This is a genomic window from Acaryochloris sp. 'Moss Beach' (assembly GCF_021497025.1).
Taxonomy (GTDB): Bacteria; Cyanobacteriota; Cyanobacteriia; order Thermosynechococcales; family Thermosynechococcaceae; genus Acaryochloris; species Acaryochloris marina_A.
In genome coordinates, this window is record NZ_CP071717.1 from 3,311,833 (window position 1) to 3,336,451 (window position 24,619).

Sequence of the window (24,619 nt, forward strand, 5' to 3'; positions counted from 1 at the left end):
TTGTAAAGAGGTCCAAGTGATACCAATTTGTGTTTTGGGAGCGATATGCAGGGGCCATTAAGAAAATGGGGTCTGAGTCTTTTGTCTATGGCTGGAAAGCCTTGATTGATAAGCAGTGCAAGCTTCGAAACTTATGTCTCCAGTGCCAGTTGAATGTTTTCCCTATGGTGTGGATCCACAGACCGGTGTTTGCCTAGGACTCAAGCTCGGACCCTATCGAATTTTGTTGGACTGTGGATTAACAGATATATCTGGCTTACAGGCAGATGAAGGGCAGCCCGATGCCGTTGTAGAACAACCTGCTTCTCCGCAGCAACCTGCAGATTTTGTCTTATGTTCACAAGCTCATGCTGATCACATGCGTGGGTTAGGAGAGTTGCGCCAAAGCTTTCCCGAGATGCCGATCTATACGAGCATCGAAACTCAGCAGATATTGAGTCACCTTTATTCTGATCAATGGGTATCCGAGTGTGACATTATTGCTTGGAATACGCCGTTTGACTTGGCTCCAGACTTGACCTTAGAGCTGGTTCTTGCCGGTCAAATGCCCGGAGCAGCAATCTGCCTACTCACCTATACTGCGAAGGCTGATGCCGAGATAGCGGAATCCTATACCGTTGCCTATACCGGGGATTTTTATTTAACCCATACTCGGTTTGCTCCTGCTTTGTCGACTTCCAATCTCAAAGGCCGCACGATTGATTGGTTAATCCTCAAGGGGGGCTATGGCACCCTGCAACATCCCCCCCGAAAACAGCAAGAAAGTGAGTTGGTTCAAACCTTGCTCCAGGCGTTAACGGCCCAACAATCCGTCGTCATACCTGTGCCTCAATTGGGGCTGGGACAAGAGATTTTGATGTTATTACGGACGAATGCAGAGTTCATCCGCCAGAAAGTTACGATTTGGGTCGATGAGACGGTGGCGCAAGGATGTGATGCCTATAGCCAGATTCTGCCTGTGCTACCTGCCAGTATTCAGAATTTTGCCCGGCAACAGTCTTTGTTTTGGCAAGCCACTGGGCGGCTGCAGGTCCAACCGCTAGGAGCGATTGCTCAATTACCTTGTATTCTCCTCGTGCACCATCAAACAAACCTAGGGCAATATGCCCAGGTGCTGGGAGATCGAGTGCTGGTCCTAGACCCCATTCCCCCTGAATCTCCCCAAGCATTGCGAGAACACGCTGAGATCCGGTGGGACGAGGTAAGCCTCCCGGCTTCTTGGCAGACACAGACCTTTCTGCTGGCCCAAGCCTGTGATGGTTCTAGTACTACTCAGTTGATTCATAACAGTCGTCCTCACCATGTGGCGTTCTATCACCGCTCACCTTTAGTGGTTGAAGATTTAACTCAGGTCCCAGATCTACAGAATCGCTATCAGCTCCATCCCCTGATACCAGGAGAACGACTGGAAGTGGGGGTAGAGGATAATGTCCCTCTACCCCAAGAGACCTTTGCTCCGCCCCTGCAAACTTATGGAGGTGAACTCGTAGAGTCAGCGTTATCGGCCACCCTTAGCTTAGGCGCTGATATTCTCGAAGACCCGCGCTGGCAGACCTTTGCGGATACTGGATTAATTGAGGCGGTTTGGCAGGGGCATCAACTCGTCATTCGGGGCTTGTCCCAGGCAGAAACATTACGCAGTAGTGCCAGCCAACACCCTACGGATCGCAATTGCTGTGCCAACTGCCATTACTATCGAAACCAACGCTGTTGGCAGACAGAATCCGCTCTGTATGGTTTTAAGGTTTCTCCCCAGGGAACCTGTCCGGTCTATGCTCCTATGGGTGATAGGTCAGATCCCGTGCTGACAGAAGACCTTGAAGACGAAGTGATGGATTTCTAGTCTGAATTATTGTCGGGGTGTGGGTTGGGCAGTTGTTCGGCTTCGGGACAGTCATCCGAGACCATCGGTTCAACATTATGTTTGGGAACCGCTGCCAGGCGGGTTGTTACGGCACCAATACTTTCGATGCGGACCATGTCTTCCCAGGCACAAATTTCATCATCTTCTTCGGTCTCATAGCGAATAGTGACGATATCGCCATCTAGACCGGTAATGCGGGCACGATCCAACCAGCGCTGCTGGTCCCGTAAGTAGAGCCAGACTTCTTGACCGTTATTGTAGAGTTGGTAGATCTTGCGGTCTAGCATAAGTAGCCTCTCCAAAACAACGTTCAAACAGCGGACATATTAGAGGATCAAAGATAGTAAGCAGCCGAGTCATAAATTTGACTCCGTTTCCTCCATATCCGACTTTGCGTTACTGTTCAATCCAGTGTAGTCTATTAACTCGGATCACGCCTGAGTAGGCATTTAAGAAACAAGCTTGCGATCCCATTGCCTGAATCGGTTTGCTAGTACCGCGAAATTGAAACGAGTTTAGCAGCAATTGCTGCGGTTTGGTTATTGTAATTTTGATAGGCTTCCATGCCCCTAAAGGCAGTTTTATTTGATTTCAATGGTGTTGTGCTAGATGACGAGCGCATTCATCAGCAGATTATTTGGGAGATGATGGAGCAAGAAGATCTACCCCTCACCCAAGAAGAGCTGCAACTGCACTGCTTGGGACGAACGGATCGGGCCTGCTTTCAAGATCTATTTGCCAGTATGGAGCAGCCCCTCAATCAGTTTCAGCTGCGGCGGCTGTTGTCTTTTAAAGCGAAGGCTTACCGTCAATATGTAGAGTCCTTGGAAAACCTACCGATTTTTGAAGGCGTAATAGAGCTGATTGGAGAATTTCTAGACGCGGGACTGACCCTGGCGATTGTCAGTGGAGCGCTACGGGCGGAGGTGCAGATGGTTTTAAAGCACATGTCCCTGGAGGATGCATTTCCGATTACCGTCACCTCGGAAGATGTCAAAAAAAGTAAGCCCGATCCAGCTGGCTATCAATTGGCGATTAAGCGGCTCAATCGCAAGTTCCCCACCTTGGATTTAGACCCTTGTGACTGCTTGGCGATTGAGGATAGCTTTGCAGGCATTCAGGCGGCAAAACAGGCCCAAATTCCCGTTGTGGGAGTGGCTCATACCTTGCCGTTCCACATGCTGCAACGTCAGGCGAATTGGTGTGTTGATTATCTGCACCAAATTGAGCTAGACCGAATCCAGACTATTTTTGCCCGTTAAGCTCCCTGGCCTGAGGGCAGTCGAAACCCTCGATTACTCCTGAGGGGGAGGGGGTGGTTTTCCTAGGGTCGTAATGTAGAGGACGGCTTCTTCCTCGGGAATGCCTAAGACCTCGTTCACCTGATCGTCAAAGAAGCCGCCGATACCGCTGACCCCCACTCCTAGGTGAGTTGCGGCGAGATTTAAACGCTGCCCAAGATGCCCCGCATCCATATGGAGATAGCGATAGGCTCGATCACCGTAGCGTGCGATCGCACTTTGCAAATCGGCGGTATGAAACACAATGGCGGCAGCATCTCGGCCTAAATCCTGGCCTAAACACAGATAGTGGGATTCTCGTCGGAAGTTCTTAAACCGAATTTGGCGCAACTCTTGGGCCTGCACTGCATAGTAGTAACAGCCCGTATCTAAATTGGTGATATCTAAAACAGCGATAAAGGTTTGGATCAGTCCTAAATCGAAAAAGCCTGGATCGCCATCCAATCCTTGCTCTTGGTAGTTCTCTGGACAATAGGTAAAACTGAGCAGGCCACTTAAGGTGTCTAAACTCAGAGGATCCCCCGTAAATTTGCGGGTGGATCGGCGCTTGAGAATGCTTTCCTTTAAGTCAATTAAGTCTGCCCCCCAGTCTACGGGAGTATTCGATAGGGGCACTTTCAAACAAAAGGGGAAATTGTATTTATCTTCTTTGGTCGTGGCAGGTAGTAGGTTGTTATAGGTAATGTCATCGGCAGCAATACTGGTGGCTGTATGGGTATAAGAGAGTAGCTCGCCATCCGGTAACTTGGGAAAATCTTCCACTGTGGGAGAGGGCAAAAGGGTGGGTGAAGGGGGGTAAGTTTTGGTCGGCCTCCAGTAAATCTGCTAAGGCGAAAGCTGCGACCACACCTTCTTGATCTGAGTCGAGATACAGGAGCTGATTGAAGGGCTGATCGACAAAGCCGCCAATCAAGTGGGCTTTATAATCACAAATTGAAGCGGCTAACTCAATATTGCCCAGTAAATGACCACTATCCAGGCAGATCCGCCGATAGGCGCGATCTTCATACCGCCAGGCAGACCGCTGAAAAACAGCGGTTACCACTACAGCCAATTGGGTTTTAGCCAAGGCAGGATGCCAAAGACAAGCCGATTCTAGGGCCGACCACACATGGCTGTCCCAGAACCGTAATAAGGAATGGGTGCGAACCTGGTAGTTATAGAGGCCAGCAGGCAGGATAGTTCCTTCTCCCGCAATCACATAGAGTTCCGCTGGATATAAGCCCCCTGCGGATGGGGCTGTCCTCAAGTAGAGGGGGTGGTCGGGGTAGGGGATAACGGCGGTGATGCCGTAGCTACAGTACAGCAGGCGAGAGAGCCGCTGCCACTGGATTTGGGAGGCGTCGACCCCTTGCTCTAAATATTTTTTGAGCCCAATGGTGGTGCCCAACTTATAGTCCTTGAACGGACTAGGCTGTTGGCTGAAATCCAGTGAGCGTCCCTGTTTGGAGAGGGTCTCTGGATCATATTTTGTCCGTTGATGGTAATGCTGGGTAATGCTAAGGACATCTGCCATAAGGCTAGAAAAAGGGTAAACAATGCACCTTCAATCCTGGCACACCCATTTAAGCATTGCCTACCGCTTGTGAAATTCGATCTGATTTCCGCGAAAGGTGAAATCATACTTTTGGAGAAAATCTTGGCCCAGTAAACCCATGTCCATGTCAGGCCCAGCCACGGCGACTGGCACTTGGTAGCTTTTTAAGCCTCCCACTTCCATAGCCTTGACATAAACAATCGGAAATTCAGCATAGCCATTAGCCGTAGAAGCTCCGAAGGTACCCACAACATCGGAGGTGCCAATCCCAAGGGCTTTGGCCATGGGGCGAGTAATGACGGTTCTGCTAGCGCCAGAGTCCACCAACATTTCAAAGGAACGGCGACTATTAAATTTCACATCTACAATCGCTACGCCTCCGGACCGTCGCTTGATGGGGACGAGTCCTACCTTGCTCGTGGCTTTTTTGGCCGATGCAGGCTGAGGGGAGCTGCCCTTAAAACCTGTCTGCTGGAGCTGCTTGAGCTGACTGCGGTACTGCTTGAGTTGAGGGGCTTGCCCCGGTGCCAGGGGAATCAGCTGGTCGATCACCTGAATCGCTTGAGACCAGTTTTGACGATTGACTGAATCTTGTAATTGTTGATTAAGACCCGCAACACTGGATTGAGCCTTGGCTGAGAATGGCGTTAGGGTAAAAAGCAGACTGAAACAGAGAACCGGGATAGAAACCTTCATAAATGGGGGAGTGGCAGCGTTGAGAGAGGGCAGAAATGGAAACTCGATGGTTGGGAAGTACTACTATTCAGGTTACCCCAATCATTATGGGGACCTGGCAAGCGGGCAAACGATGGTGGGTCGACATTGATAATGCCGAAACCATCCGCACGATTCAAGCAGCGGTGGATGCTGGTATTACGACCCTTGATACGGCGGAGATTTATGGGGATGGGCATTCTGAGCAAATGATTGCCAAGGCGGTCTCGGGGCAGCGATCGCAACTCGTATACGCTTCCAAGGTCTTTGCTAACCTGACACGGAAGTGGTGCCCATTTTCGATACGATGGCGGCCCTCAACCACCTCCAGGAATTAGGCAAAATTTGAGCAATTGGAGTGTCTAATTTTTCCAAAGCCCAGCTGATGGAAACGGCTCAATATGGCCGCATCGACAGCATCCAACCTCCCTATTCCCTGTTTTGGCGATGGGCAGAAGCCGAGCTTCAAGCCTATTGTGTGGAGCATAAGATTTCAATTTTGGCTTACTCATCCATGGCTCAGGGATTGCTCACAGGTCGTTTTGGTCCAGGACACCAGTTCCCTGAAGGGGATAATCGAGGGGCCAATAAGCTGTTTCACGGAGAGCATTATGATCGGGCTCAACAGGCTTTGGATCAGCTACGACCTATCGCTGTGCGGAATCAGATGACCTTAGGCCAACTGGCCCTGGCATGGCTGATAGCTCAGCCCCAGACCGTTGCGATCGCTGGGGCTAGACATCCTGAGCAAGCCCAAGAAAATGCCCAGGCAGGTTATCAGACCTTATCCGCCGAGGATTTGACAGCAATGGATCAGATTGGCCGTACTGTGACGGATCATCTAGATAACAACCCAGTGATGTGGACATGGTAGCCCTGGCATCTATACTCTAGACGGCTAAGATATTAACTTTCTGGAAAGACTGAAACTTGAGTGAGAGCAGACTGGTTAGTTTCGCCTTATGCTCTGTATTGCATTGGTCAATGCACTGTTGAATGGCCCCTTTGAAAGAGTGAAAATCCGAATAATACTTCGAGTAGAGACATTCCTTGCGCACAAAGCGCCAAAGCCGTTCAATCAAATTCAAATGGGGTGAATAGGAGGGCAAATAGACTAACTCAATATCGACGATCTCAGCAAAGTCAGTCACCAGCTGGCATTTTTGATATCGGGCATTGTCTAAAATGACGCTGATGGGTATGACTGGGTCGAGTAGTGCCAGCTTGGCTAGCAACAGACACATGCTATGAGAGTTGATGTAGGTGTGGTTGGTGATACTGGTGACTTCTTTGGTGACAGCGTTGAGTGCACCCAGAACATTGAATCGTTGACGGCCAGAAGGAGACGGGATGAAGATCCGACGAAGGCACCAGAGAAACCCCAGATAAGCCCGGTGAACAAAATGAGCAGCATCCACAAAAAAGACAAGACACTCTTGGCGTTGAGCTTCCTCTAACAAGGGTTCAAGGCGAGTTTGTCGAAACTGCTCTTGCTCCTCAATTTTCTCGGGCAGACTCGACTTTCCCGGCACATACCCCACTTTTCGATAGCGACAACCAATGCGTTTGAGGAAGGCTTTGATCTGGGTTGGAGAACGCTTAATGCCTGTCAATTGTTCAATGACTGCTTGGGCTTCTGCACTGGTGCGGGGCGGGTGTTGCTCAAAATAGGCTCTCACACTATCGCTATGAGCGTTGAGTGAACTGGATTGACCTTTGTATTCCAGGGTTTTCAACCCTTCAATTCCGCCTTGTTGATACAGACGAAGGGTTTTAGCTAAGGTCGGACGACTAATCTGACAAAGCTGACAAATCTGGGCATGAGGAAGACCCTGACTTTTCAAGTAGAGCACTTCCATCCGTCGCTGCACCCGTGGGTGAGGGTGATGATAGCGTTCGTAATTGAGGTGTTGGATTTCCTCTGCGGTGAAATCAATTTTAATCATGCAACTAGGGGAGTCGGTTGAGGGATACTCCCAGTCTGCCAAATCTCTCCACTACAATGTTAAGCCGCAAGTCGTCCGCAGTATAAAGACTTCTGAGGAAGATAGCCAAAGACTTCCACCTTTCGGTTTAGCATAGCCATGGTGCAGGTGAGACGAGGGTCGTTTGATGAGACAGTCTGTATTTCACTTCAAAAGTCGGCAGGGTTCTAACCAGGGAAGCTAAGGATGGCCGATTCCCTTAAAGCCTCTGAGTGGGGACTAACGCTCATTGATCGGGCCCGACGGATTAAGCGATGGAATAAAACCTCATCGGCTTGGTGCCGCGTCTCCTATACGTCCCGATCTACTCTCAATCGCTTTTGGTCCGGGGCGGCGATCCGCAGCGAAGCCTTTGTTGCCATCTGCGAGGCGGTAGGAGTCCCTTGGCAAGACGTGGCTGAGCCGGAAGACAACCCTACAGATGAAGCAGCATCTGCGCCTTCTCTAACCCCGGCCAAACCGCCCAGCCTGACCCGGCAAGATTGGGGAGATGCCCCCGCCATCAACGACTTTTATGGTCGCTTGCCTGAGCTGCAATTGATGAGTGACTGGATGCTCCAGGATCACTGTCGCTTGATTATGGTGTTGGGGATGGGGGGAATGGGTAAAACGGCTTTAGCCGCCAACCTGTCCTATAGCCTGACCCAAGAGTTTGAGTGGGTAATCTGGCGTAGTCTTCGTAATGCCCCGTCTTTGGAGCAGCTGCTGACGGAACTGATTCAGTTTTTTAGCTGTCAGCAAGAAACGGCGCAATTTCCCGACAACGAGCAGCGCCTGCGGCATTTGATGACCTATCTACGCAATGCACGCTGTTTGATTGTCCTGGATAATGCCGAATCCATTTTGCAGGGGGGCGATCACCAGAGTCGATATTTAGCCGGGTATGAAGGCTATGGAGAATTCTTTCGGTGGATCGGAGAAACGGCCCATCCAAGCTGTTTACTATTAACCTCCCGAGAGCAACCTCAAGGACTGATTGCCCAAGAAGGCTTAAACCTTCCGGTTCGATGCTTGCGTTTAGAAGGCTTGCCTTTAGGGGAAGGACGAGAGCTGTTTCAGACCAAAGGCCAATATGTAGCTCAGGAACAGGATTGGCACGTCGTTATCCAGCGCTATGCGGGCAATCCCCTTGCCATTAAAATCGTTGCTTCGGCTATCAGAGACTATTTTGACAGCGATATTGGCCAGTTTTTAGCCTTTGTTCAGCAAGGCCCATTTATTTTTGACGATATTCGCGATCTGCTGGCTCGCCAGTTTGGACGGCTGACGGCCTGTGAGCAAGAGGTGATGTATTGGCTGGCCATTAATCGAGAGCCCCTCTCCTTTGCCGATCTCAAAGCGAATCTGGTTAAAAATGTAGCCCTCAATGACCTGATGCCTGTACTGGTGTCTTTGCAGCGTCGCTCCTTGATCGAAAAAACGAGAACTGGCTTTACTCAACAGCCCGTTGTCATGGAGTTTGTGACCCGGGAGCTGATTGAATGGGTCACCCAAGAGATGGTCGATGGGGCTCCTAATTTGCTCAGGACTCATGCATTGGTCCAAGCTCAAGCCCAGGACTATATTCGCCACGCCCAAGAGTTCCTGATTCTCCAGCCGATTACAAATAAACTGCTGGATTCACTGGGGACAAGAGCGACTATTGAATCCCATTGCCAGCAACTATTAGCGCCTTTACATGGACAGCCCTGCCAGGATACGGCCTACATCGCCGGTAATATTTTGCATGTACTGCAGCGGCTAGAGATGGATTTAAGCGGCTATGATTTTTCGTCCCTAACGGTTTGGCAGGCCAATTTGCAGGGTGAGAATCTTGCTCAAGTCAATTTTAAGAATGCCGATTTAAGTCGAACGGTCTTTACAGAGATTCTGGGCAATATTCTGGCGGCGACCTTCAGTCCTGATGGCAAGCTATTGGCCACCTGCGACAATAACTACAATATCCGGCTCTGGACAGTCAAAACGGGGCAGCAAGTCACCCTTTGCCAAGGCCATCAAAATTGGATTCGGGCCATTGCCTTCTCGCCCCAACCGTCGGAGATTCAAGGTGAAGGATATTTATTGGCTAGTGCCTGCGCCGATCACACCGTTAAGCTCTGGCAGGTGTCCACGGGTAGATGCTTACGGACTCTGGTGGACCATACCCATGAGGTCTTTTCTGTGGCCTTTAATCATGATGGTACCCTCCTCGCCAGTGGCAGTGGGGATGGTACCGCCAAACTCTGGCAAACCCATTCAGGACAATGTCTGCTGACCTGTGAAGGTCATCAAGGCTGGATTCGAGCTGTAGCAATGCCCCACCAACGTGGGTCTCAATCGGAGCAGCTCCCTCCCGCTGTAATGGTGACCGGCAGTGAAGATCAGACCATTAAAATTTGGGATCTGGCGACCGGTGCATGTCTGCAAACGGGGAAAGGCCATCATGGACGGGTTCGTTCTGTCGCCTTTAGCCATGCCGGAGACTATCTGGCGAGCGGCAGCGATGACGGCACAGTTAAGCTGTGGGACCTCCAAACCGCCCTCTGTTTGCAAACCTACGAAGGACATCGGAGTGGAGTCTATTCGGTGGCGTTTAGTCCGACGGCTCCTATTTTGGCCAGCGGTAGCGGTGATCAAACTGTAAAGCTGTGGGATTGCCAAGCCGATCAGTGCTTGCGCACCCTACAGGGGCATACCAACCAGATTTTCTCCCTGGCCTTCCATCCCGATGGACAAACTCTGGCCTGTGTTACCCTCGACCAAACCGTACGGCTGTGGAATTGGCAAACCACCCAGTGCTTGAGAACCTGGGAAGGCCATACGGATTGGGCTTTGCCCGTGGCTTTTCATCCCCAGGGAAAACTGATTGCTAGCAGCAGCGGCGATTCCGTCATTCACCTATGGGACTGGCAGCAGCAAACCACTACTGTGACCCTGCGTGATCATCGTGCCGTCGTTCGGTCCCTTGCCTTTAGCGATGATGGCCAGTATCTGATTAGTGGCGGCACGGATCAGACGGTTCGTATCTGGAACTGTCAAACGGGACGGTGTGAGCAAACCTTTTATGATCACCCAGATTGGGTATTTGCCGTTGCTTGGTCTTCTATCTCGGGACAAGAGGGCTGGTTTGCCAGTGGCGGTGGTGATCCAGATGTGCGCCTATGGTCTGTGGAAACGGGGCAATGTCAGCAGGTGCTGCAAGGGCACAGGGGGCAGGTCTGGTCGGTGGCCTTTAGTCCAGATCGTCAATCTTTAGCCAGCGGCAGTACTGATAAAACGGTGCGGCTCTGGGATGTGCAAACGGGTGAGTGTCTCAAGGTGTTGGAGGGACATGGCGATCGCATCTACTCCATCGCCTATCATCCTGATGGTCAGATCCTAGCCAGCGGCTCCCAAGACCATACCGTCAAACTTTGGCAAGTCGATACCGGAGAATGCCTGCAAACCTTGACAGACCATGAGAGCTGGATTTTTGCCGTTGTCTTTGGTCCGAGTGGTGCTGGCCAGCCCTCTATTTTGGCCTCTGGTTCGCACGATCACACGATTAAGCTGTGGGATATCCAAACAGGGGAATGCCTGAGAACCTTATGTGGCCATACTCAGTTGGTCTGTTCAGTGGCCTTCAGCCCTGATGGTCAATATCTTGTCAGTGGTTCTCAAGATCAGTCTGTGCGGGTGTGGGATATCCAGACTGGAGACTGTTTGACGGTATTGACGGCTCGGCTCTATGAAGGCATGGATATTACTGGTGCCCAAGGGTTAACCACTGCCCAGCGGATTACCTTGCAAACTTTGGGGGCGATTGATGGTCAGTTCCCATCAGCCGGATAATCTCATCTCTGAGGGTGGGGCTCCAATAGTTGCGGTCAAGATAGGGCTTTGACCTGTGCCCCGGTTAGTAAACTCAACCATGAGACGAGAGCTTGCCCTGCTCGATCTGTTGTTAATTCACAACCGTAAATCATAATTTCGGTGGTGTTGGTCAAATAGGAGCGCCATTGCCGAACTTGATCGGCGTATGCCCAAAGGTTATCTTCACCCAAGCAGGTGCTGCCGATTTGTAATCGTCCTGACTCTCCGTTGCAAATCAAATGTAGGCTGGCCCAATCTGGAGATTGACTCAATACGGATTTGATTTGAGCAATGCCATTGGTTTGTTTATTCAACACATGCACTTCCATCCCTAGAAGGGGACTGGCTAGCAAATATTGATAATTCTGAACAGCAGCATCAATAATCACTAGGGTTGATGCAGTTAGGGATAGATCAGCGCTAGGAGGAGAATTGGGTGGGGGGGATTGAACGCTAGACATAGCTGGTTCCCGGTCAATGCAGAAATAGCTAATTCTGAGAGAGTGCAGTATTAAATGCAGATATCACAATTTTTAGAATACCGAGGCTGACAGGAAAAATTGCCTCACTTTTGTCTCAGTTTTTCCCAGTTTTGCCAAATACCTCAAAAAGTTTATAAGGCAAATCTGTGAGAGATCAGGGAAATTCCGGTGTGGAATGTTGCGGTGGTATGACAGGGGAAAATTCTCCAAACTTCCATTGCAGAGAACAGGCATGGCGAATCATCCTCACCTGCTCAATCGTGAAACTGACGAGGCACTGGGCTCCATTGAAGGGCTGCTGACGAGGGTCGTCCCACAACAGCTCCGCCTTGCCGGTCAATTGCAGCGTATGACCTTGCTCAAAATCTAAGATCAGCAGTCCGACTTGAGGGTTGACAGCAATATTCCCGAAAGACTGAAACATATTATTGCCTTTGAAATCGGGGAACAGGAGGTGATTCGCATTCACTACCTGCAAGACCCCTGGTAAACCTCCTCGATGGGAGATATCAGCTCCTTTCTCTGGGTGGGCCGTAGCAATAAAAAACGTATCTGTATGGGCGATCCAATCTTGTTGATCGGAGGATAGGTTTGATGTAGATGCTGCAGGGGTAGAGGGTGGCCTGTTACTGGGGGCAGAAACCAAATAGCGGGTTTGGATGTATTTCGGGCAGTTGAAAAAGACTTGCTGGGCCTGAAGTTGTATTCCTTGTTCACTCACTTGTTGAGCGTAGCCATTGACCCGTAGACGACGGCGAGCCGCTAAATCTAGGGTCAGTAGACCCATAGTGGGATTGGTGTGCAGATTTTGGATGAGTTGTGAATCCATTGTGGAGATAGGATTCACGTTGAGAGTCTGGTCACTGGTCACGGTTAGAAAGCCGGGTGGACCTGTGATCAGAGATGCCCATAGGTTACCACTGGGGTCAATCGAACTTGCGATCGCAAACGGTCTAGGCTGCAAAAATTCAGTTGATGCCGGTTCAAATCCTTGTTTGAGAGCACCGGATACTCGTTGAGCGGCGGCCTCAACCCCTGCTTGCTTTTGAACGGCCAGTTCTCCCTCATGAAAGGGCATAGTCAGCTCCTGAACGAGATATATGGATAGCACCCGACATCCCCACCTATTCGGTTCAGATGGTTGGTGAATTCCCTCCAGCATGAGAGGAATCATCAACAGGAGCCGTCAGCCAAGGCAATGGTCTAAGGCTAGCCAGACTTTTCTGATTCCTGATAGTCAAAATTAAAGCAATGTCCCCAAGATATCTATTTTTCATATCATTTTGAAATAGCACCAAAATGAGACGTAAATAAACTCTAGGGGAAGGAAAGAAGAGGTAAGGATATAAGCTGGTGCTGAAGAGGGTTAGAGGGCTGTGATTTATATCACGCCAATCACTGGATTAGAACATTACGATCGGGCTCATGCCTAGATAGGCTGGAGAACATAACCTGAGGAATATCCTATCAAGATTGGGCATGCTCATGAGTAAGAGAAAGCAACAATCATGGGGGCAGGAGTTTTTCGATCTAGCTGATTTGTCACTATCTAATCAGTTATCCTTTAGGTATAGCTAGCAAGGATCTTTTTTGGCTTCTAACTACTAGTAACGGAATGGAAAAAACTTCACCTCTATTGATTGCTCAATTGTCGGACTTGCATTTATTTGCAAATCCCGATCGTGATCTATTGGGGTTGAATACTTTTTCTTCTTTAGAAGCGGTCTTACAGAAATTAAAACGACTTCCTGTACTCCCGGATCAGCTCTTGCTGACGGGAGATTTAGCACAGGATGAAACCCATGTCGCCTATCAACAGATCCAAGCCTTAATTGCCCCCTTGCAGATTCCGACCTACTGGCTGCCAGGGAATCACGACCATCTGCCCACCATGAAGGCTACCTTTACGGAGCCTATTTTTCAGGCCCACAAATCCTATCAAATGGGAAATTGGCACTTTTTGCTCTTAGACTCCAGCGTTCCTGGGAAAGTCTATGGAGAGTTGTCAGTAGAGAGTTTAAATTGGCTCAATCAAGAACTAGAGCAGTGCGATCCCCATCCCACGCTGATTGCCCTTCATCATCCACCTTTTTCAATTAAATCGGATTGGCTGGATCAAATTGGTCTCCAAAACTCTGGCGATTTATTTGTCATCCTCGATAGACATCCCCACGTCAAACTTGTGGTATTTGGTCATATTCATCAGCAGTTTGAACATCAGCGCCATAATATCCATTACCTCAGCACGCCATCGACCTGTATTCAATTTGCACCTCACAGTAAAACCTTTGCCCTAGATCAAGCACAGCCAGGATTTAGACTTTTTCAGTTACAGGGTGATGGCTCCTTTGAAACCGAAATTCACCGCGTTATGTTTTCTCAAACATTAGATTTTTCTGCCAAGGGATATTAAGGTTTTGTTGTTAATTTCATTCCTACACCCGTCCTTCAGTATGCTGCTTATTGGAAGAATACTGAGTCTATAACCGCTCAAATAAACTTATATGCTAGCGCTGTACATGCTTGGAGCGGGTCTGATTTTATCTGGCTTGTTTATCGGTTTGACATGGTTCGGGGGACGGATGGTTCGCCGCCAAGGACCTAGGTCGGGGTTTGTGGGTGCGGCCTTGATGGTTGTGCTAGCCCTGCTTCCGTTTGGCTATCTCACAACTTATTTTGGGCGGGCATTTCAAGCCAATGGATGGGCCGAACGAGCCTATCAACTCTGTTTTACCGCCGCAGTGGCAGTGCCGATGTTGACGGGCTTATGCTGTTCACTCCTCTTACTATGGGCATCCTTCGCAGCCCAGCGCCGTCGGCGGCAGCGGCGAATTCGCCACCGGGGTTAAGGTTGAGTGGTGGAAGCCAACACCCGTTGAATTTGGCAAGGCGCATCCATCGTCGTAAATAGCTGGGTGGCTTGGTGGAACATTGGGTCGCGATCGCCCATTTGATTCATGGTCTGATACGTCAACCCCAACTGAAAATAAGCTTCTGCCAAGTCACAGGTGGCATTGAGGGGTTTGAGCAGCAAAATCGCTTGGTCATGATCCGCCACTGCAGGGGTAAATTTACCTTGAAGCCGGTGAATTACAGCCCGTCCCGTTAAGGTTCGGGCTTGGATATGGGGATAATGGCTGGCTTCTGCCACGGTCAGGGCCTGGTCAAACAAGGCATGGGCTGAGGACAGGTCTTCAAGGGCGGTATAGGTTTGGCCGAGTAGCTGCATAAAGTAGGCCAGTCGGGCGGCTTGCTCTGTTTCTGGTAGGCGTTCTCCCCAGGTTTGGGTGGCTAGCTGTTGAGCCTGATCTGTCTTGCCGAGGTGAGTCAGCACGAGGGCTAAACAAATGGAGGCCTTCGGCACCCAACGATCCTGATCGGTGTGGGTGGCTAGCTCGATCACCTGCTGAAAGCATTGGGCGGACTGCTCTAATTCCCATAAATCTAGGTAGTACAACCCTAAACTTAAGCGAGAATCGAGGACTTGAATTTGAAAATGACGGTGGTGACGAGGGTCTAAGTCTGGTGCTGCCAGGGCCTGGGTAGACAGGCTGAGGGAGTCCTTTTGCAGGGCTATCCCTTGGCGAATCTGTCCCGTGCTCCAATAGTAGTCCGCCAGAATATTTTGGAGTTCGCAATAGCTGCGATCGCAGGGCAGATACGTCATCAATGACGGTAACTCTCCCAGCAGGGACTGGTGCAACCCCATCCGATAGAGGCTGCTGCCCAGGGACAAATATTGTTGCCATTGATTTTGGCGCACCTGGAGTAAAACGGCTGCCGCCTGGGGATAGTCTTGAATCGCTTTGTAGTGATAAAAAGCTTCTAGGGCCTGCAAGGCCTCTTGGGTGGTTGTCAGGGTGTGGACGCTTTCGGACCAGTATTGGGCGGCATGGTAGTGGGCTTGTTGCCAGTCAGGACTAGATTGCAGCCGCCCAATAGCGGCGGCTCGGGTGACGGGATGCAGCCAATATCGACCTTGACGGCATTCCACTAAAGACCGGTTTTGTAGAGACATCAGACTGGCCCGCCGTTTCGTCTCTGGTACTTCCCAGAGCAAGGCCAGGACGCCTGCTTTGGAGAGGGTCGCTAGGGTCTGATACCGATAACAGCCCAACCGACAAAATAACCGATAGGCCTGGGGGTCCAGGTTTTGGAGACGGTCAATTTGGTTATTGATGAGGTTGTGTAAATCTGCCGCTACCAGTAAATCCTGCTGTTGATCTTGCCAAAAGGCTGCCGCATCTCCACCAAAGTCGGACCGGATCGACCCGCAGAGCAGGGTCATGGCCTTAGCGTTGCCGCCATAGGCCCGATGCATTTTCTCCAGTAGCTTCAGATCGAGGGTTAGCTCCTGGAGTTGGAAATACTCCTGCCAAGCCTCTTTGTCTAAGCCCGAGAGCCGATAATGCTGCAGGTTGAGGCTGGCTTCACAGATGCGATCGCGGCTCGTAACCAAAGTCAGTCCCAGATTGCGAGGGTCCGTGAGGACTCGAAATAGCTCCACATACCGGCGATGCTCAGCAATGAGCAAGCCTTGCTGATCTAAAGCGGGCTCCAGATTATCCACCAGAACCCCAATGGGGCGCTGATGGAGATGGCGTTTTAAGCGATCCAGACTAATGCCAAATTCTAGTCCTGGATCTTCTTGTAAATCTCGCGTTAACCATTCTTCCACCACCCGCTGGGCTGAGGTGATAGTGTCGGGTTCTTTCGCCATCAACAACTCTAGGACGATTTCAAAACCCTGGCTCTGGAGATATTGTTGGGCCAATGTCGTTTTACCCAGCCCTCCTTCCCCTTGGATGGCAATGGCCGTTGCCCCTTGCTGGTTGAGGTGGTTGAGGTGGCTGATCGCCTGATGTCGCCCCACGAAGTCGGGTCGATAAGTCTCTATAGGAGGGGAAGAGGAAGCCTCACTCCTATGGTTTGTCAAAACATGGCGCAGATTCTTTTTCGTGATTTTCTTGCCCATGACCTGGGACAAGAGTTTCCACAAATCTGACCCCACATCTTTGGCATGGCCTTCCGTACAGCCATAGGTATCAGCGATGTCGAAATATTTTTGTCCCAGCCAAACCTGTTTCAGAATCGTTTGCTGTAATTCGCTCAGCCCTTCACCCGTTTGGGCAATCACAAGCTGTTCAATCTGTCTCAGGGCCTGATCTGCATCCATGCTTGAGCAAAAGGTTGTTCCTTGACCTCTAGTCTAGCCCAGCCCTAACCGGGGATAGATAGGAAAAACCCCACCGGTACTATGGCTAAAAACCGGTGGGGAAATGGTATCTGCTGTGAAAAAACGAGGGAATGACTTTAGATTCAGTTAGGTATGAACATCTTGACTCAACATCAATCGAGCGACTGGCTTTGCCTGTCTTGGGATTCACCCGCATGCCTTAATTCCGGGCATGCGGGTGAGGCTGTGGCCCACACTGCTCAAGGATCCAGCTTGAGTAGATATTCGGTCCAGTTCTCCGTGCTGGTTGGCGTAAGCGGAGAAGCAGTCGACAACATGGGGATGAAGGGAATGGCAATCAGCCGAACCCTCTTGGTGATTGATACCGAAAGAGTAATGGCTGGAGACATCTCCTTATTTATTAGTATTCCAGCCTCAAGTTTGAGAACGCGATGATGCTAGCGTTTGCCTTGTATAACCTGGGGTATAAGTTTTCTAATATTTGTAAAAAAGGCTAGAACTTCAAAAAAATCACGCCATTTACCCTGCCCATTGGCGAAGTAGGTTGGCATGGCTTTTAGAAATCAGGTCAAATTCCGGGGTTTTACCGTGGGTGGCGAACAGAGAGCGTCGAGCCGTATCCAAATCAAATAATAGCTCTCGTTGTTGGGCATTGCGAACCAGACTCTGTACCCATCCCACTGCCACTAAGCGGGTCCCAGAGGTGACCGTTTCGACCCGGTGAATGGTGGAAGAAGGATATGCGATCGCAGATCCAGCTGCCAATTTATAGGTGTGAACCCCATCGGCTAATTCCACGCAAAGTTCTCCCCCTTCATAGTCATCGGGAGAATTGAGAAAAAGGGTAAAAGAAACATCGGAGCGAGCCCCGCCCATAAAGGCATTATCCACATGGTCCCCGTAGGACATGCCTTCTTGGTAGCGACTAAACAGCAGGGTATGCAGGGACCGAGGTTGGATCGCCACCTTAAATAAGGGATGACGTAGGAGGGCTGACTTCACCCGCTCTTTCAGATCCACGGTGCAATCCGCTTTACCCGCGAGTTGGGTATTATTTTTGACCAATTTGGCATGCCAACCCGCCGTGGTTTTACCATCTACGAATTCTGCCGTTGTCAGCAAATCCGTTATTTCGGCTAATGCTTCGGCGGTCAGCACCTCGTCAATCGTCAAGATCATGAGGCGATTTGATTCTCCTGACGCAAGTACGCCTCAATAAAGTTATCCAGGGCACCATCCATAACATTCTCAATGGCAGTGGTTTCTTGGTTGGTTCTTAAGTCCTTCACCATTTGGTAGGGATGAAACACATAGTTACGAATCTGGTTGCCCCAGGCTGCTTCCACTATATCGCCCCGAATATCGGCAATCTCTTTTGCCTTTTGTTCTTGGGCAATTACCAACAGCTTGGCTTTCAGCAATGCCATCGCTTTTTCCTTGTTTTGCAGTTGCGATCGCTCTTGGGTACAGCGCACCGCTAATCCCGTTGGCACATGAACAATCCGCACCGCCGTTTCCACTTTGTTGACGTTTTGGCCTCCCTTGCCCCCAGACCGAGAGGTGGAAATTTCCAAATCGGTATCGGGAATATCGAGTTCCACTTCATGATCGAGTTGGGGCATTATTTCTACCCCGGCAAAACTGGTTTGGCGTTTGCCATTGGCATTAAACGGAGAAATGCGGACTAATCGGTGAGTGCCCTTCTCTGCTTTTAAGTAGCCATAGGCATAGCGCCCTTCCACTTCCAGGGTTGCTGATTTAATACCCGCTTCATCCCCTTCCGAGAGTTCCGCCAGGCGCACCTTATAGCCTTGACGTTCTGACCAGCGGGTATACATGCGCAGCAGCATTTCAGCCCAATCTTGGGCATCCGTCCCACCGGCCCCAGTATTGATCGTCAGGACAGCCCCCACCTTGTCATAGGGACCCGATAGGAGCTGCTGCAATTCCCATTGATCGAGCTGTTGCGTGAGCTGCTGCAGATTCCCTTCAGCTTCTTTTAAAAGGGCCGTGTCTTCTTCGAGCTGCAGCAATTCGACTAAAGCTTCGGCATCTTCTAGGGTGCCTTGCCAGTCTTGAAGTTGGGTCAGGTGGGCTTTGAGATCATTGAGATCTTGCAAAACCTTCTGGGCTTTCTCCTGTTCATCCCAGAACTCCGGCTGAGCCGCGAGTTGTTCAAGATCGTTGATTTGAGCATTGAGGGCAGGCAGGTCAAAGATACTCCTGAGTTTTACCCAGGCGCTCAGATAACTGTTCGACTTCTCGCTTTAGCTCTAACACTTCCATAGCCAAGTTGTAATCAAAATACATTCACGATTGTAGTGGATTCATCCCGACATTAACCGGAAGCTCGGCATTACAGAGACCCAGCTGATCCATGATGGATCCTTCCACTACCTTGGCAGCACAGTACGTTTAAGACATGATGGTTAAAGCTTCGGTCTCTTTGTAGGAGCGCCAGCCCTATGTCTCAATTGATGATAGCCATAACCATTGCATTGCCTTGTCATCAGGAGTTCAAGTCTCCATGAAAATCATTGGCATCATTCTGATTGTTATCAGTATTATTCTGTTTTTCGTCTACTCCAATCTCAAGCGCAAACTAGCCAGTCTGCGCCAAGCTCGACCTGCTAGCGTTGCTGAGCTAAATCATTTGGCTAGCGAGATTGCCCTAGAGATGGGTTCGGGTAGTTGGCGAGATTATGTCAAATTGAGGGGCACGATCCAATGTGACCAGCCTCTCGTATCTGAACTGAAGCAAGCACCTTGTGTGCATTACCAAATGACGGTTGTTCGGGAGTATGAAGAACAGGTCACTGAACGAGACAGTGATGACAATGAGGTCACCAAGACCCAACGTGGATCTGAAACACTCTCTCAAAATCGCCAGTCCGTACCGTTTTTCTTGCAAGATGATACCGGTGAAATTTGGGTAGAGCCTGAAGGAGCCCAAATTGAAACGGTGCGGGTGTTGGATGAATTTAGTCCAGAACAGCCTTCAGGGGGCCAGCTTTCTTTTGGAGGCTTTTCCCTGGCACTCAGCAGTGTAGAGACCGGTCGCCAGACCATTGGCTATCGCTATCAAGAGTCTGTATTACCGGTTCAGCGGCAAGTGTTTGTGGTGGCCCAGGTCAGCGATTTCAATCAAAGCCTAGTTCTAGAAAATCCAACGACTAAAGGACAGCGATTTGTTATTTCCCTGAAGTCAGAGGAAGCCTTAGCCCACACTACACAAACATCGGTTACCTATGCTTTCTATGGCATGATTTCTACTCTGGTTGTGGGAGGACTGCTCATAATCCTAGGGGTGCTCTCCGCCTAGAGAGGTGCATGGATCGGATAGCAGTTTCTCCAGCACTGAAGTTAGGCGGGTTTAGGGAAATAGCTAATAATCGATAGCATGGCGCCTTGTGGATCTTGAATAATGGCAAAGCGACCCACATTTGGAATGTCAGTTGGAGGTCTCATCACCGTCCCCCCAAGTTCTGTTGTGGTCTTGGCAGTTGCATCCACATCATCGACAGTGACATAAATGCCCCAGGTGGGTGGACAGCCAGCAGCTTCGTTCGGTATGGGCATCAGTCCTCCCCCCCACTTCTTCCCCGCCAGACTTAAGCACCGTATACATCATTTCGGGCATAGGTTGGTCCTGCATTTCCCAACCAAACAGTTGAGCATAAAAGGTCTTAGCTGCATCCGTATCCGTTGTCATCAGCTCGCACCAACTAAAGGCACCATGTTGTTCCCAAGGATTAGCCATACTGTAATGCTCCTACGGAAGTTGAAGTACATTTTGTAGTATACATGTACTAATTGGTGGAGCAAGTTAAGATCTGTTTAGTTCAGCTGTGTCCCAAATGTTGTCGTATATATCTTCGCAGAGCTAACGTCAAATGCGACCCAGAGATAACCGAAGAGCATCTGGGGAAGTACAAGCAATCATGGTTAAGCCATATGGACAAGGTCTTCTTTTTATGGGACCCACCCGTTCAATTAATCCGACTAGTAGCCAATTTAAGTAGAAGTTATGAACGGTGCCTTACTAGCGGCCTCCTTCTTGGAGGATGACGCGGTTGCCACCTGCTCTTTGGGCCTGGCGGAGGGATTGCTCAGCGGCAGCGATGAAATTGACTGGGGATAATTTAGGAGTTGGCACAATCGTCGCAATTCCCAAACTTAAGGTAATGGCTTGATCTGGTATGGGAGAAGCCGGATTCTCTTTTAAAGCTTTGACCCGGAGTCGAATTTTCTTGGCGATACAGGCTGCTTCATCAATAGAGGTTTGGGGGAGTAAGACCGCAAAGGTATCGCCATGGTAGCGGGCCAACATATCTGTAGAACGCTCAATATTGGCTTGAATGACTTTAATCACTTGTCCAATATAGGTGTTGCAGGCTGAGTCACCATATTGTCGGTGCAAGCGATCAAAGTCATCTACTTCACATAGAAACAGTGATAAAGGTTGACGTTCTTGCTCCAAGCGCTGCCAAACGCTATCTATGCGGGTATCAAAATGAGAACGAAGTGAGACTTGTACAGCACTTTTGCGAGTCCATCGCTGTTTTATTTGCCGGTACAGACCGGTGGGCTGAAGTCTCTGCCAAAATCTCAGGGTAAACGCTTTTAATTGCAAAGATTTGGGCTTTTTTAAGGGTTCAAATGAATCTGCTGGTTCTGACAAATCACCTGAATAAAAAGGAGGTTGAAAAGACACACTGGTACTCCGTAAATCTGATCGAAGCTGAATCGTCAACTTCCTCACCATCTGGATATAAGGATAACCAGGCATCTTTTTGCAAGGAAAGCCTAGTATCTATGACCCCTCTCCCCTAAGGTCATATCGTCAGTTGACTTGCAGTTTGCAATATCAACTTGCACTTACAGATTGAGGAAGAACCGACTCTAAGCGGTCCAAAAGCTATAGACAATGGCTATTTTGAAGCTAGGAACACACTATTATGACTGAAAATGCAAATCTATCTTAGCGCAACAATGAGTGAAGTTTGATAATTCCTGTGACAAAAGTTTTTGATGGCGAATCTTGTTCATTTTAGTAAAAAAACACGGGTCTTAGGAGGATTGAATCCCTTTGATTTCGTCTTGAAGTATTTTGTACTACAATTAATTATGATTGTCTTAATCTTTGGAAATTCAGCTTCGTTATTTACCAATATGCCCATATCATTCTCAAAAATTAAGCAAGAGGATAGGAATAGGCTGAAAAATCCTAATATTCAGGGTTAATGGCTATTCGAGGCCTTCTGGTATTACTAGTTAAAGATAGCTAGCTCATCAGATTTGGGTCACTGATCCAGAGACTGCATAGATATGCATTTATTACATGGATAGCTGTGGTGGCTCTCAACCTATAAAGCTAATAAAATGCCTTTAATATAGAAAATTCTCAATATTTTCAGCTCAAGACGCATCCATTTCAATCATTAGCCTGAGTTCGCAGGAAATAGAAGACTCAATAAGTAGAAAAAGATGGCAATTTACTTCTATTCAAATAGAGAAAAACCCTATGGCTGTTTTTCTAACTTTTCAGCCCATGGGGTGATGTTGGATGGTATTTGGTGGCCTACGAGTGAACATTATTTCCAAGCGCAAAAATTTGTCGGTACTCCCCATGCCGACCAGATACGCCAGGTGAAATTGCCGAAGGATGCGGCGCGTCTAGGACGACAACGCACACGGCCCCTACGACTGGGAACAGGTTAAAGATGATGTTATGCGTAAGGCGGTGCTCTGTAAATTTGAAACCCATGCCGATATCCGAGCCGTTTTGTTATCTACGGGAAACCAAGACTTAGTGGAAAATGCCCCTGGAGATTATTACTGGGGCAGTGGACAGGATGGTACTGGCCAAAATAAGTTAGGGAAGATTTTGATGGAAGTGCGAGACACATTGCAATTGGGCGATAGCAACTAGCTCTAGGTTGATAACATCCATGAAATTAATTCTGTTTGAAGACGCTGTAGCATTTTGCGATCGCACCCAGTCTCACCTCTTGCATCATCCTGCAGAACATAATCTGCTGCTTGGTATTCAGAGTGCTTTACTTCGGGGCTCAGGCGCTTTCCCCACTCCTCCTGATTTGCTGGTCGTTGAGTCGGCGGGGGAGATTCAGGCCGTGGGTACTCGAACTCCCCCTTATAATTTTGTGCTGTCGAAGGTCCAGGATTTAGGCGCTTTAGATCTGATGGCAGACTACTTCCACCAGGCTTCGACATCTTTATCCGGGGTCAATAGCTTTGTGAGGGAGGCTCAAGCCTTTGCTCATGTCTGGCAAACCGTGACTGGACAAGCGAGCACCTTAAAAATGCACCTGCGGATTCACCAGTTGATCCAAGTGCACCCCCAAGCAGATGTCCAGGGCTATTTGCGGATAGCGACGAAGCGAGATCGCAAACAGCTGCTGCAATGGTCAGAGGCGTTTTCTCTAGAGACCTTTGGGGATCTGGAAGCGGATATTGAACGCATTCTAGACCTGCAGATCAAGCGTCAGGATCTGTATGTTTGGTGCGATCGCAAGATTGTCTCGATGGTGGCTGGACGCCTGTCTCAACCCGGAGGCGGCCGTATCGGTCCCGTCTATACCCCTCCAGAATGTCGGCAGCGGGGGTATGCGACAGCCTGTGTGTCTGCAGTGAGCCAGATGCTGTTGGATCGAGGGGCTCAGTGCTGTTGCCTATTTACCGATATCACCAATCCCACATCTAACCATATCTATCAAACCATTGGCTATAAACCCGTTTGTGATTGGCATGACTATCGGTTTGCCTAAGGATTGATAGGGGTGAAGTTTATTGAGATTGGCCTTGCTGTCATTTTTTCCGTTAATGGATCCGGCTTTAGGGCCTAAGGGATTCGTCACCAATGTTGGATTCTATGCAGATTGGCAGCGATCGCAATATCCATGCACCGTCAGCTCATAGTGATTCACCTGAAGCCCTGGGCGTAAGCCCTGAAAATTGGGTGTTTGGAACTGTTCCCAGGCAATATCCTCAACTTCACCGCAGGACTGGCATCGAAAATGGTGGTGGGGATCAATATTGGCATCATAACGACAGACGCCTTCCTCCAAGAGGACCTCCCGCACTAGTCCCACATCTCTAAGGGCCTGAAGTGTTTTATAGATCGTGGCCTGAGACGAGGTCGGTACATCTTGGTTAAGATGGCTCGAAATTTGCTCTGCAGTCGGATGGTCAGACCGTGCTAGTAAATCGGCATAGACGGCAAAGCGCTGGGGGGTTACTCTTACCCCTTTCGACTTCAGGGTTTGGATAATTTTATCTGCCTGTTGTTGCATCAATACCTCCTCCAGCAATGGGCCAGCTCCCTACAGCCCGGGACATCTGGTTCTCAGGGGCTTTAATAATAAACCTAGCATTCCTATTCGCTAATCGTCCATATTTAGAATCTACTTTTATAACTAAGTAATTATTCTTATTGTGTTCTTCTTAATTAAGAATTACTCTGAGATAAGTTCGGAGAATGATCGACACTGCTGCAAAAATTTGCAAGCCAATAGAGAGGTCAGTATGGCTAGTATTAAACGCGTGCTAATACGGCTTTCAAGACTCAAGTCCGTGATGAGTCAAGCCCTAGGGGGGACCCTCAGCACTGGTGAAACCTATCCATCTGAGGACGGTGCTATTAGTTTGCAAGACCTGCAATCCATGCAAAAATCCACATCGCAATCTA

The 24,619-nt window shown here is 49.4% G+C and carries 20 protein-coding genes and 3 pseudogenes; 10 read left to right on the forward strand and 13 right to left on the reverse strand.

Going from position 1 to position 24,619, the window contains the following annotated elements; genetic code table 11:
* Positions 1-133: 133 nt before the first annotated feature.
* The gene (locus HRE53_RS15610; RefSeq protein WP_235107113.1) at positions 134-1,843 is read left to right on the forward strand and encodes an MBL fold metallo-hydrolase; all 1,710 of its coding nucleotides are present in this window, start codon (positions 134-136) and stop codon (positions 1,841-1,843) included.
* Here HRE53_RS15610 and HRE53_RS15615 read toward each other — a convergent pair.
* Positions 1,840-2,151: a DUF6679 family protein gene (locus HRE53_RS15615; protein ID WP_212664247.1), complete on the reverse strand. Its 312-nt coding sequence runs from the start codon at positions 2,149-2,151 to the stop codon at positions 1,840-1,842. The genes HRE53_RS15610 and HRE53_RS15615 overlap by 4 nt on opposite strands.
* 276 nt (positions 2,152-2,427) lie before the next feature.
* Between HRE53_RS15615 and HRE53_RS15620 the strand changes: the two genes are divergently transcribed.
* Positions 2,428-3,126, forward strand: a complete 699-nt coding sequence (locus HRE53_RS15620; RefSeq protein WP_212664248.1) for an HAD family phosphatase — start codon at positions 2,428-2,430, stop codon at positions 3,124-3,126.
* Positions 3,127-3,159: 33 nt separating this feature from the next.
* On the opposite strand, the pseudogene HRE53_RS15625 reads toward HRE53_RS15620, so the two are convergent.
* Both HRE53_RS15625 and HRE53_RS15630 read right to left on the reverse strand, forming a co-directional pair.
* Positions 3,160-4,681: pseudogene (locus tag HRE53_RS15625) on the reverse strand (SagB/ThcOx family dehydrogenase).
* Positions 4,682-4,741: 60 nt separating this feature from the next.
* Positions 4,742-5,398 (reverse strand): TIGR02281 family clan AA aspartic protease, encoded by a 657-nt coding sequence (locus HRE53_RS15630; protein WP_212664250.1) that lies wholly within the window; start codon positions 5,396-5,398, stop codon positions 4,742-4,744.
* A 35-nt stretch (positions 5,399-5,433) separates the two neighbouring features.
* On the opposite strand from HRE53_RS15630, the pseudogene HRE53_RS34910 reads away from it, so the two are divergent.
* Positions 5,434-6,290: pseudogene (locus tag HRE53_RS34910) on the forward strand (aldo/keto reductase).
* 16 nt (positions 6,291-6,306) lie between these two features.
* Here HRE53_RS34910 and HRE53_RS15645 read toward each other — a convergent pair.
* Complete coding sequence (locus tag HRE53_RS15645) at positions 6,307-7,404, reverse strand: IS630-like element ISAcma41 family transposase (RefSeq protein ID WP_235107116.1); 1,098 nt, start codon at positions 7,402-7,404, stop codon at positions 6,307-6,309.
* A 183-nt stretch (positions 7,405-7,587) separates the two neighbouring features.
* Between HRE53_RS15645 and HRE53_RS15650 the strand changes: the two genes are divergently transcribed.
* Complete coding sequence (locus HRE53_RS15650) at positions 7,588-11,211, forward strand: NB-ARC domain-containing protein (protein WP_235107117.1); 3,624 nt, start codon at positions 7,588-7,590, stop codon at positions 11,209-11,211.
* A gap of 35 nt (positions 11,212-11,246) precedes the next feature.
* On the opposite strand, the gene HRE53_RS15655 is transcribed toward HRE53_RS15650, so the two are convergent.
* The gene (locus HRE53_RS15655) at positions 11,247-11,693 is read right to left on the reverse strand and encodes a DUF4347 domain-containing protein (RefSeq protein WP_235107118.1); all 447 of its coding nucleotides are present in this window, start codon (positions 11,691-11,693) and stop codon (positions 11,247-11,249) included.
* 175 nt (positions 11,694-11,868) lie between these two features.
* On the reverse strand, positions 11,869-12,792 hold the full coding sequence (locus tag HRE53_RS15660; RefSeq protein ID WP_235107119.1) for a pyridoxamine 5'-phosphate oxidase family protein: 924 nt from the start codon (positions 12,790-12,792) through the stop codon (positions 11,869-11,871).
* 537 nt (positions 12,793-13,329) lie between these two features.
* Between HRE53_RS15660 and cpdA the strand changes: the two genes are divergently transcribed.
* Positions 13,330-14,127, forward strand: a complete 798-nt coding sequence (gene cpdA / locus HRE53_RS15665) for a 3',5'-cyclic-AMP phosphodiesterase (protein ID WP_235107120.1) — start codon at positions 13,330-13,332, stop codon at positions 14,125-14,127.
* A 91-nt stretch (positions 14,128-14,218) separates the two neighbouring features.
* Entirely contained in the window at positions 14,219-14,563 is a 345-nt protein-coding gene (locus HRE53_RS15670) for a hypothetical protein (RefSeq protein WP_235107121.1), read from the forward strand.
* On the opposite strand, the gene HRE53_RS15675 is transcribed toward HRE53_RS15670, so the two are convergent.
* Positions 14,560-16,890: an NB-ARC domain-containing protein gene (locus HRE53_RS15675; protein ID WP_235107122.1), complete on the reverse strand. Its 2,331-nt coding sequence runs from the start codon at positions 16,888-16,890 to the stop codon at positions 14,560-14,562. The genes HRE53_RS15670 and HRE53_RS15675 overlap by 4 nt on opposite strands.
* Positions 16,891-17,043: 153 nt before the next feature.
* Between HRE53_RS15675 and HRE53_RS15680 the strand changes: the two genes are divergently transcribed.
* A complete protein-coding gene (locus HRE53_RS15680; protein ID WP_235107123.1) occupies positions 17,044-17,346 on the forward strand; it encodes a hypothetical protein in 303 nt (100 codons plus the stop codon).
* A gap of 84 nt (positions 17,347-17,430) precedes the next feature.
* On the opposite strand, the gene HRE53_RS15685 is transcribed toward HRE53_RS15680, so the two are convergent.
* Both HRE53_RS15685 and prfB read right to left on the reverse strand, forming a co-directional pair.
* Complete coding sequence (locus HRE53_RS15685) at positions 17,431-18,090, reverse strand: Fe2+-dependent dioxygenase (protein WP_235107124.1); 660 nt, start codon at positions 18,088-18,090, stop codon at positions 17,431-17,433.
* Positions 18,087-19,197 (reverse strand): peptide chain release factor 2 gene (gene prfB / locus HRE53_RS15690; RefSeq protein ID WP_235107125.1). Its coding sequence is split into 2 segments (ribosomal slippage): positions 18,087-19,124 and positions 19,126-19,197, totalling 1,110 coding nucleotides; the frame shifts between segments, so codons are not numbered across the junction. Before prfB ends, HRE53_RS15685 begins: the two co-directional genes overlap by 4 nt.
* Positions 19,198-19,414: 217 nt before the next feature.
* Between prfB and HRE53_RS15695 the strand changes: the two genes are divergently transcribed.
* Positions 19,415-20,233 carry an E3 ubiquitin ligase family protein gene (locus HRE53_RS15695; RefSeq protein ID WP_235107126.1) on the forward strand — a complete coding sequence of 273 codons (819 nt, stop codon included), beginning with the start codon at positions 19,415-19,417 and terminating at the stop codon, positions 20,231-20,233.
* Between the two features lie 41 nt (positions 20,234-20,274).
* Here HRE53_RS15695 and HRE53_RS15700 read toward each other — a convergent pair whose 3' ends face one another.
* The 3 genes from HRE53_RS15700 to HRE53_RS15710 form a co-directional block, all read right to left on the reverse strand.
* Positions 20,275-20,490, reverse strand: a complete 216-nt coding sequence (locus HRE53_RS15700) for a VOC family protein (RefSeq protein ID WP_235107127.1) — start codon at positions 20,488-20,490, stop codon at positions 20,275-20,277.
* Complete coding sequence (locus tag HRE53_RS15705) at positions 20,426-20,671, reverse strand: VOC family protein (protein ID WP_235111303.1); 246 nt, start codon at positions 20,669-20,671, stop codon at positions 20,426-20,428. Before HRE53_RS15705 ends, HRE53_RS15700 begins: the two co-directional genes overlap by 65 nt.
* Before the next feature lie 282 nt (positions 20,672-20,953).
* The gene (locus tag HRE53_RS15710; RefSeq protein WP_235107128.1) at positions 20,954-21,700 is read right to left on the reverse strand and encodes a diguanylate cyclase domain-containing protein; all 747 of its coding nucleotides are present in this window, start codon (positions 21,698-21,700) and stop codon (positions 20,954-20,956) included.
* A gap of 698 nt (positions 21,701-22,398) precedes the next feature.
* On the opposite strand from HRE53_RS15710, the pseudogene HRE53_RS15715 reads away from it, so the two are divergent.
* Together HRE53_RS15715 and HRE53_RS15720 are read left to right on the forward strand one after the other, a co-directional pair.
* Positions 22,399-22,843, forward strand: a pseudogene (locus tag HRE53_RS15715) (NADAR family protein).
* A gap of 19 nt (positions 22,844-22,862) precedes the next feature.
* Entirely contained in the window at positions 22,863-23,699 is an 837-nt protein-coding gene (locus tag HRE53_RS15720; protein WP_235107129.1) for a GNAT family N-acetyltransferase, read from the forward strand.
* A 102-nt stretch (positions 23,700-23,801) separates the two neighbouring features.
* Here the strand turns inward: HRE53_RS15720 and HRE53_RS15725 are convergent, their stop codons facing one another.
* Entirely contained in the window at positions 23,802-24,224 is a 423-nt protein-coding gene (locus tag HRE53_RS15725) for a Fur family transcriptional regulator (RefSeq protein WP_235107130.1), read from the reverse strand.
* Positions 24,225-24,619: the final 395 nt, after the last annotated feature.

Coding starts and splice junctions, on each gene's coding strand:
- HRE53_RS15670 (WP_235107121.1), top strand. CDS start 14,219: ATGCTAGCGCTGTACATGCTTGGAGCGGGTCTGATTTTATCTGGCTTG.
- HRE53_RS15720 (WP_235107129.1), top strand. CDS start 22,863: ATGAAATTAATTCTGTTTGAAGACGCTGTAGCATTTTGCGATCGCACC.
- HRE53_RS15620 (WP_212664248.1), top strand. CDS start 2,428: ATGCCCCTAAAGGCAGTTTTATTTGATTTCAATGGTGTTGTGCTAGAT.
- HRE53_RS15615 (WP_212664247.1), bottom strand. CDS start 2,151: ATGCTAGACCGCAAGATCTACCAACTCTACAATAACGGTCAAGAAGTC.
- HRE53_RS15685 (WP_235107124.1), bottom strand. CDS start 18,090: ATGATCTTGACGATTGACGAGGTGCTGACCGCCGAAGCATTAGCCGAA.
- HRE53_RS15700 (WP_235107127.1), bottom strand. CDS start 20,490: ATGCCCATACCGAACGAAGCTGCTGGCTGTCCACCCACCTGGGGCATT.
- HRE53_RS15610 (WP_235107113.1), top strand. CDS start 134: ATGTCTCCAGTGCCAGTTGAATGTTTTCCCTATGGTGTGGATCCACAG.
- HRE53_RS15725 (WP_235107130.1), bottom strand. CDS start 24,224: ATGCAACAACAGGCAGATAAAATTATCCAAACCCTGAAGTCGAAAGGG.
- HRE53_RS15655 (WP_235107118.1), bottom strand. CDS start 11,693: ATGTCTAGCGTTCAATCCCCCCCACCCAATTCTCCTCCTAGCGCTGAT.
- HRE53_RS15660 (WP_235107119.1), bottom strand. CDS start 12,792: ATGCCCTTTCATGAGGGAGAACTGGCCGTTCAAAAGCAAGCAGGGGTT.
- HRE53_RS15650 (WP_235107117.1), top strand. CDS start 7,588: ATGGCCGATTCCCTTAAAGCCTCTGAGTGGGGACTAACGCTCATTGAT.
- HRE53_RS15710 (WP_235107128.1), bottom strand. CDS start 21,700: ATGCCTGGTTATCCTTATATCCAGATGGTGAGGAAGTTGACGATTCAG.
- cpdA (WP_235107120.1), top strand. CDS start 13,330: ATGGAAAAAACTTCACCTCTATTGATTGCTCAATTGTCGGACTTGCAT.
- HRE53_RS15680 (WP_235107123.1), top strand. CDS start 17,044: ATGAACATCTTGACTCAACATCAATCGAGCGACTGGCTTTGCCTGTCT.
- HRE53_RS15705 (WP_235111303.1), bottom strand. CDS start 20,671: ATGGCTAATCCTTGGGAACAACATGGTGCCTTTAGTTGGTGCGAGCTG.
- HRE53_RS15675 (WP_235107122.1), bottom strand. CDS start 16,890: ATGGATGCAGATCAGGCCCTGAGACAGATTGAACAGCTTGTGATTGCC.
- HRE53_RS15630 (WP_212664250.1), bottom strand. CDS start 5,398: ATGAAGGTTTCTATCCCGGTTCTCTGTTTCAGTCTGCTTTTTACCCTA.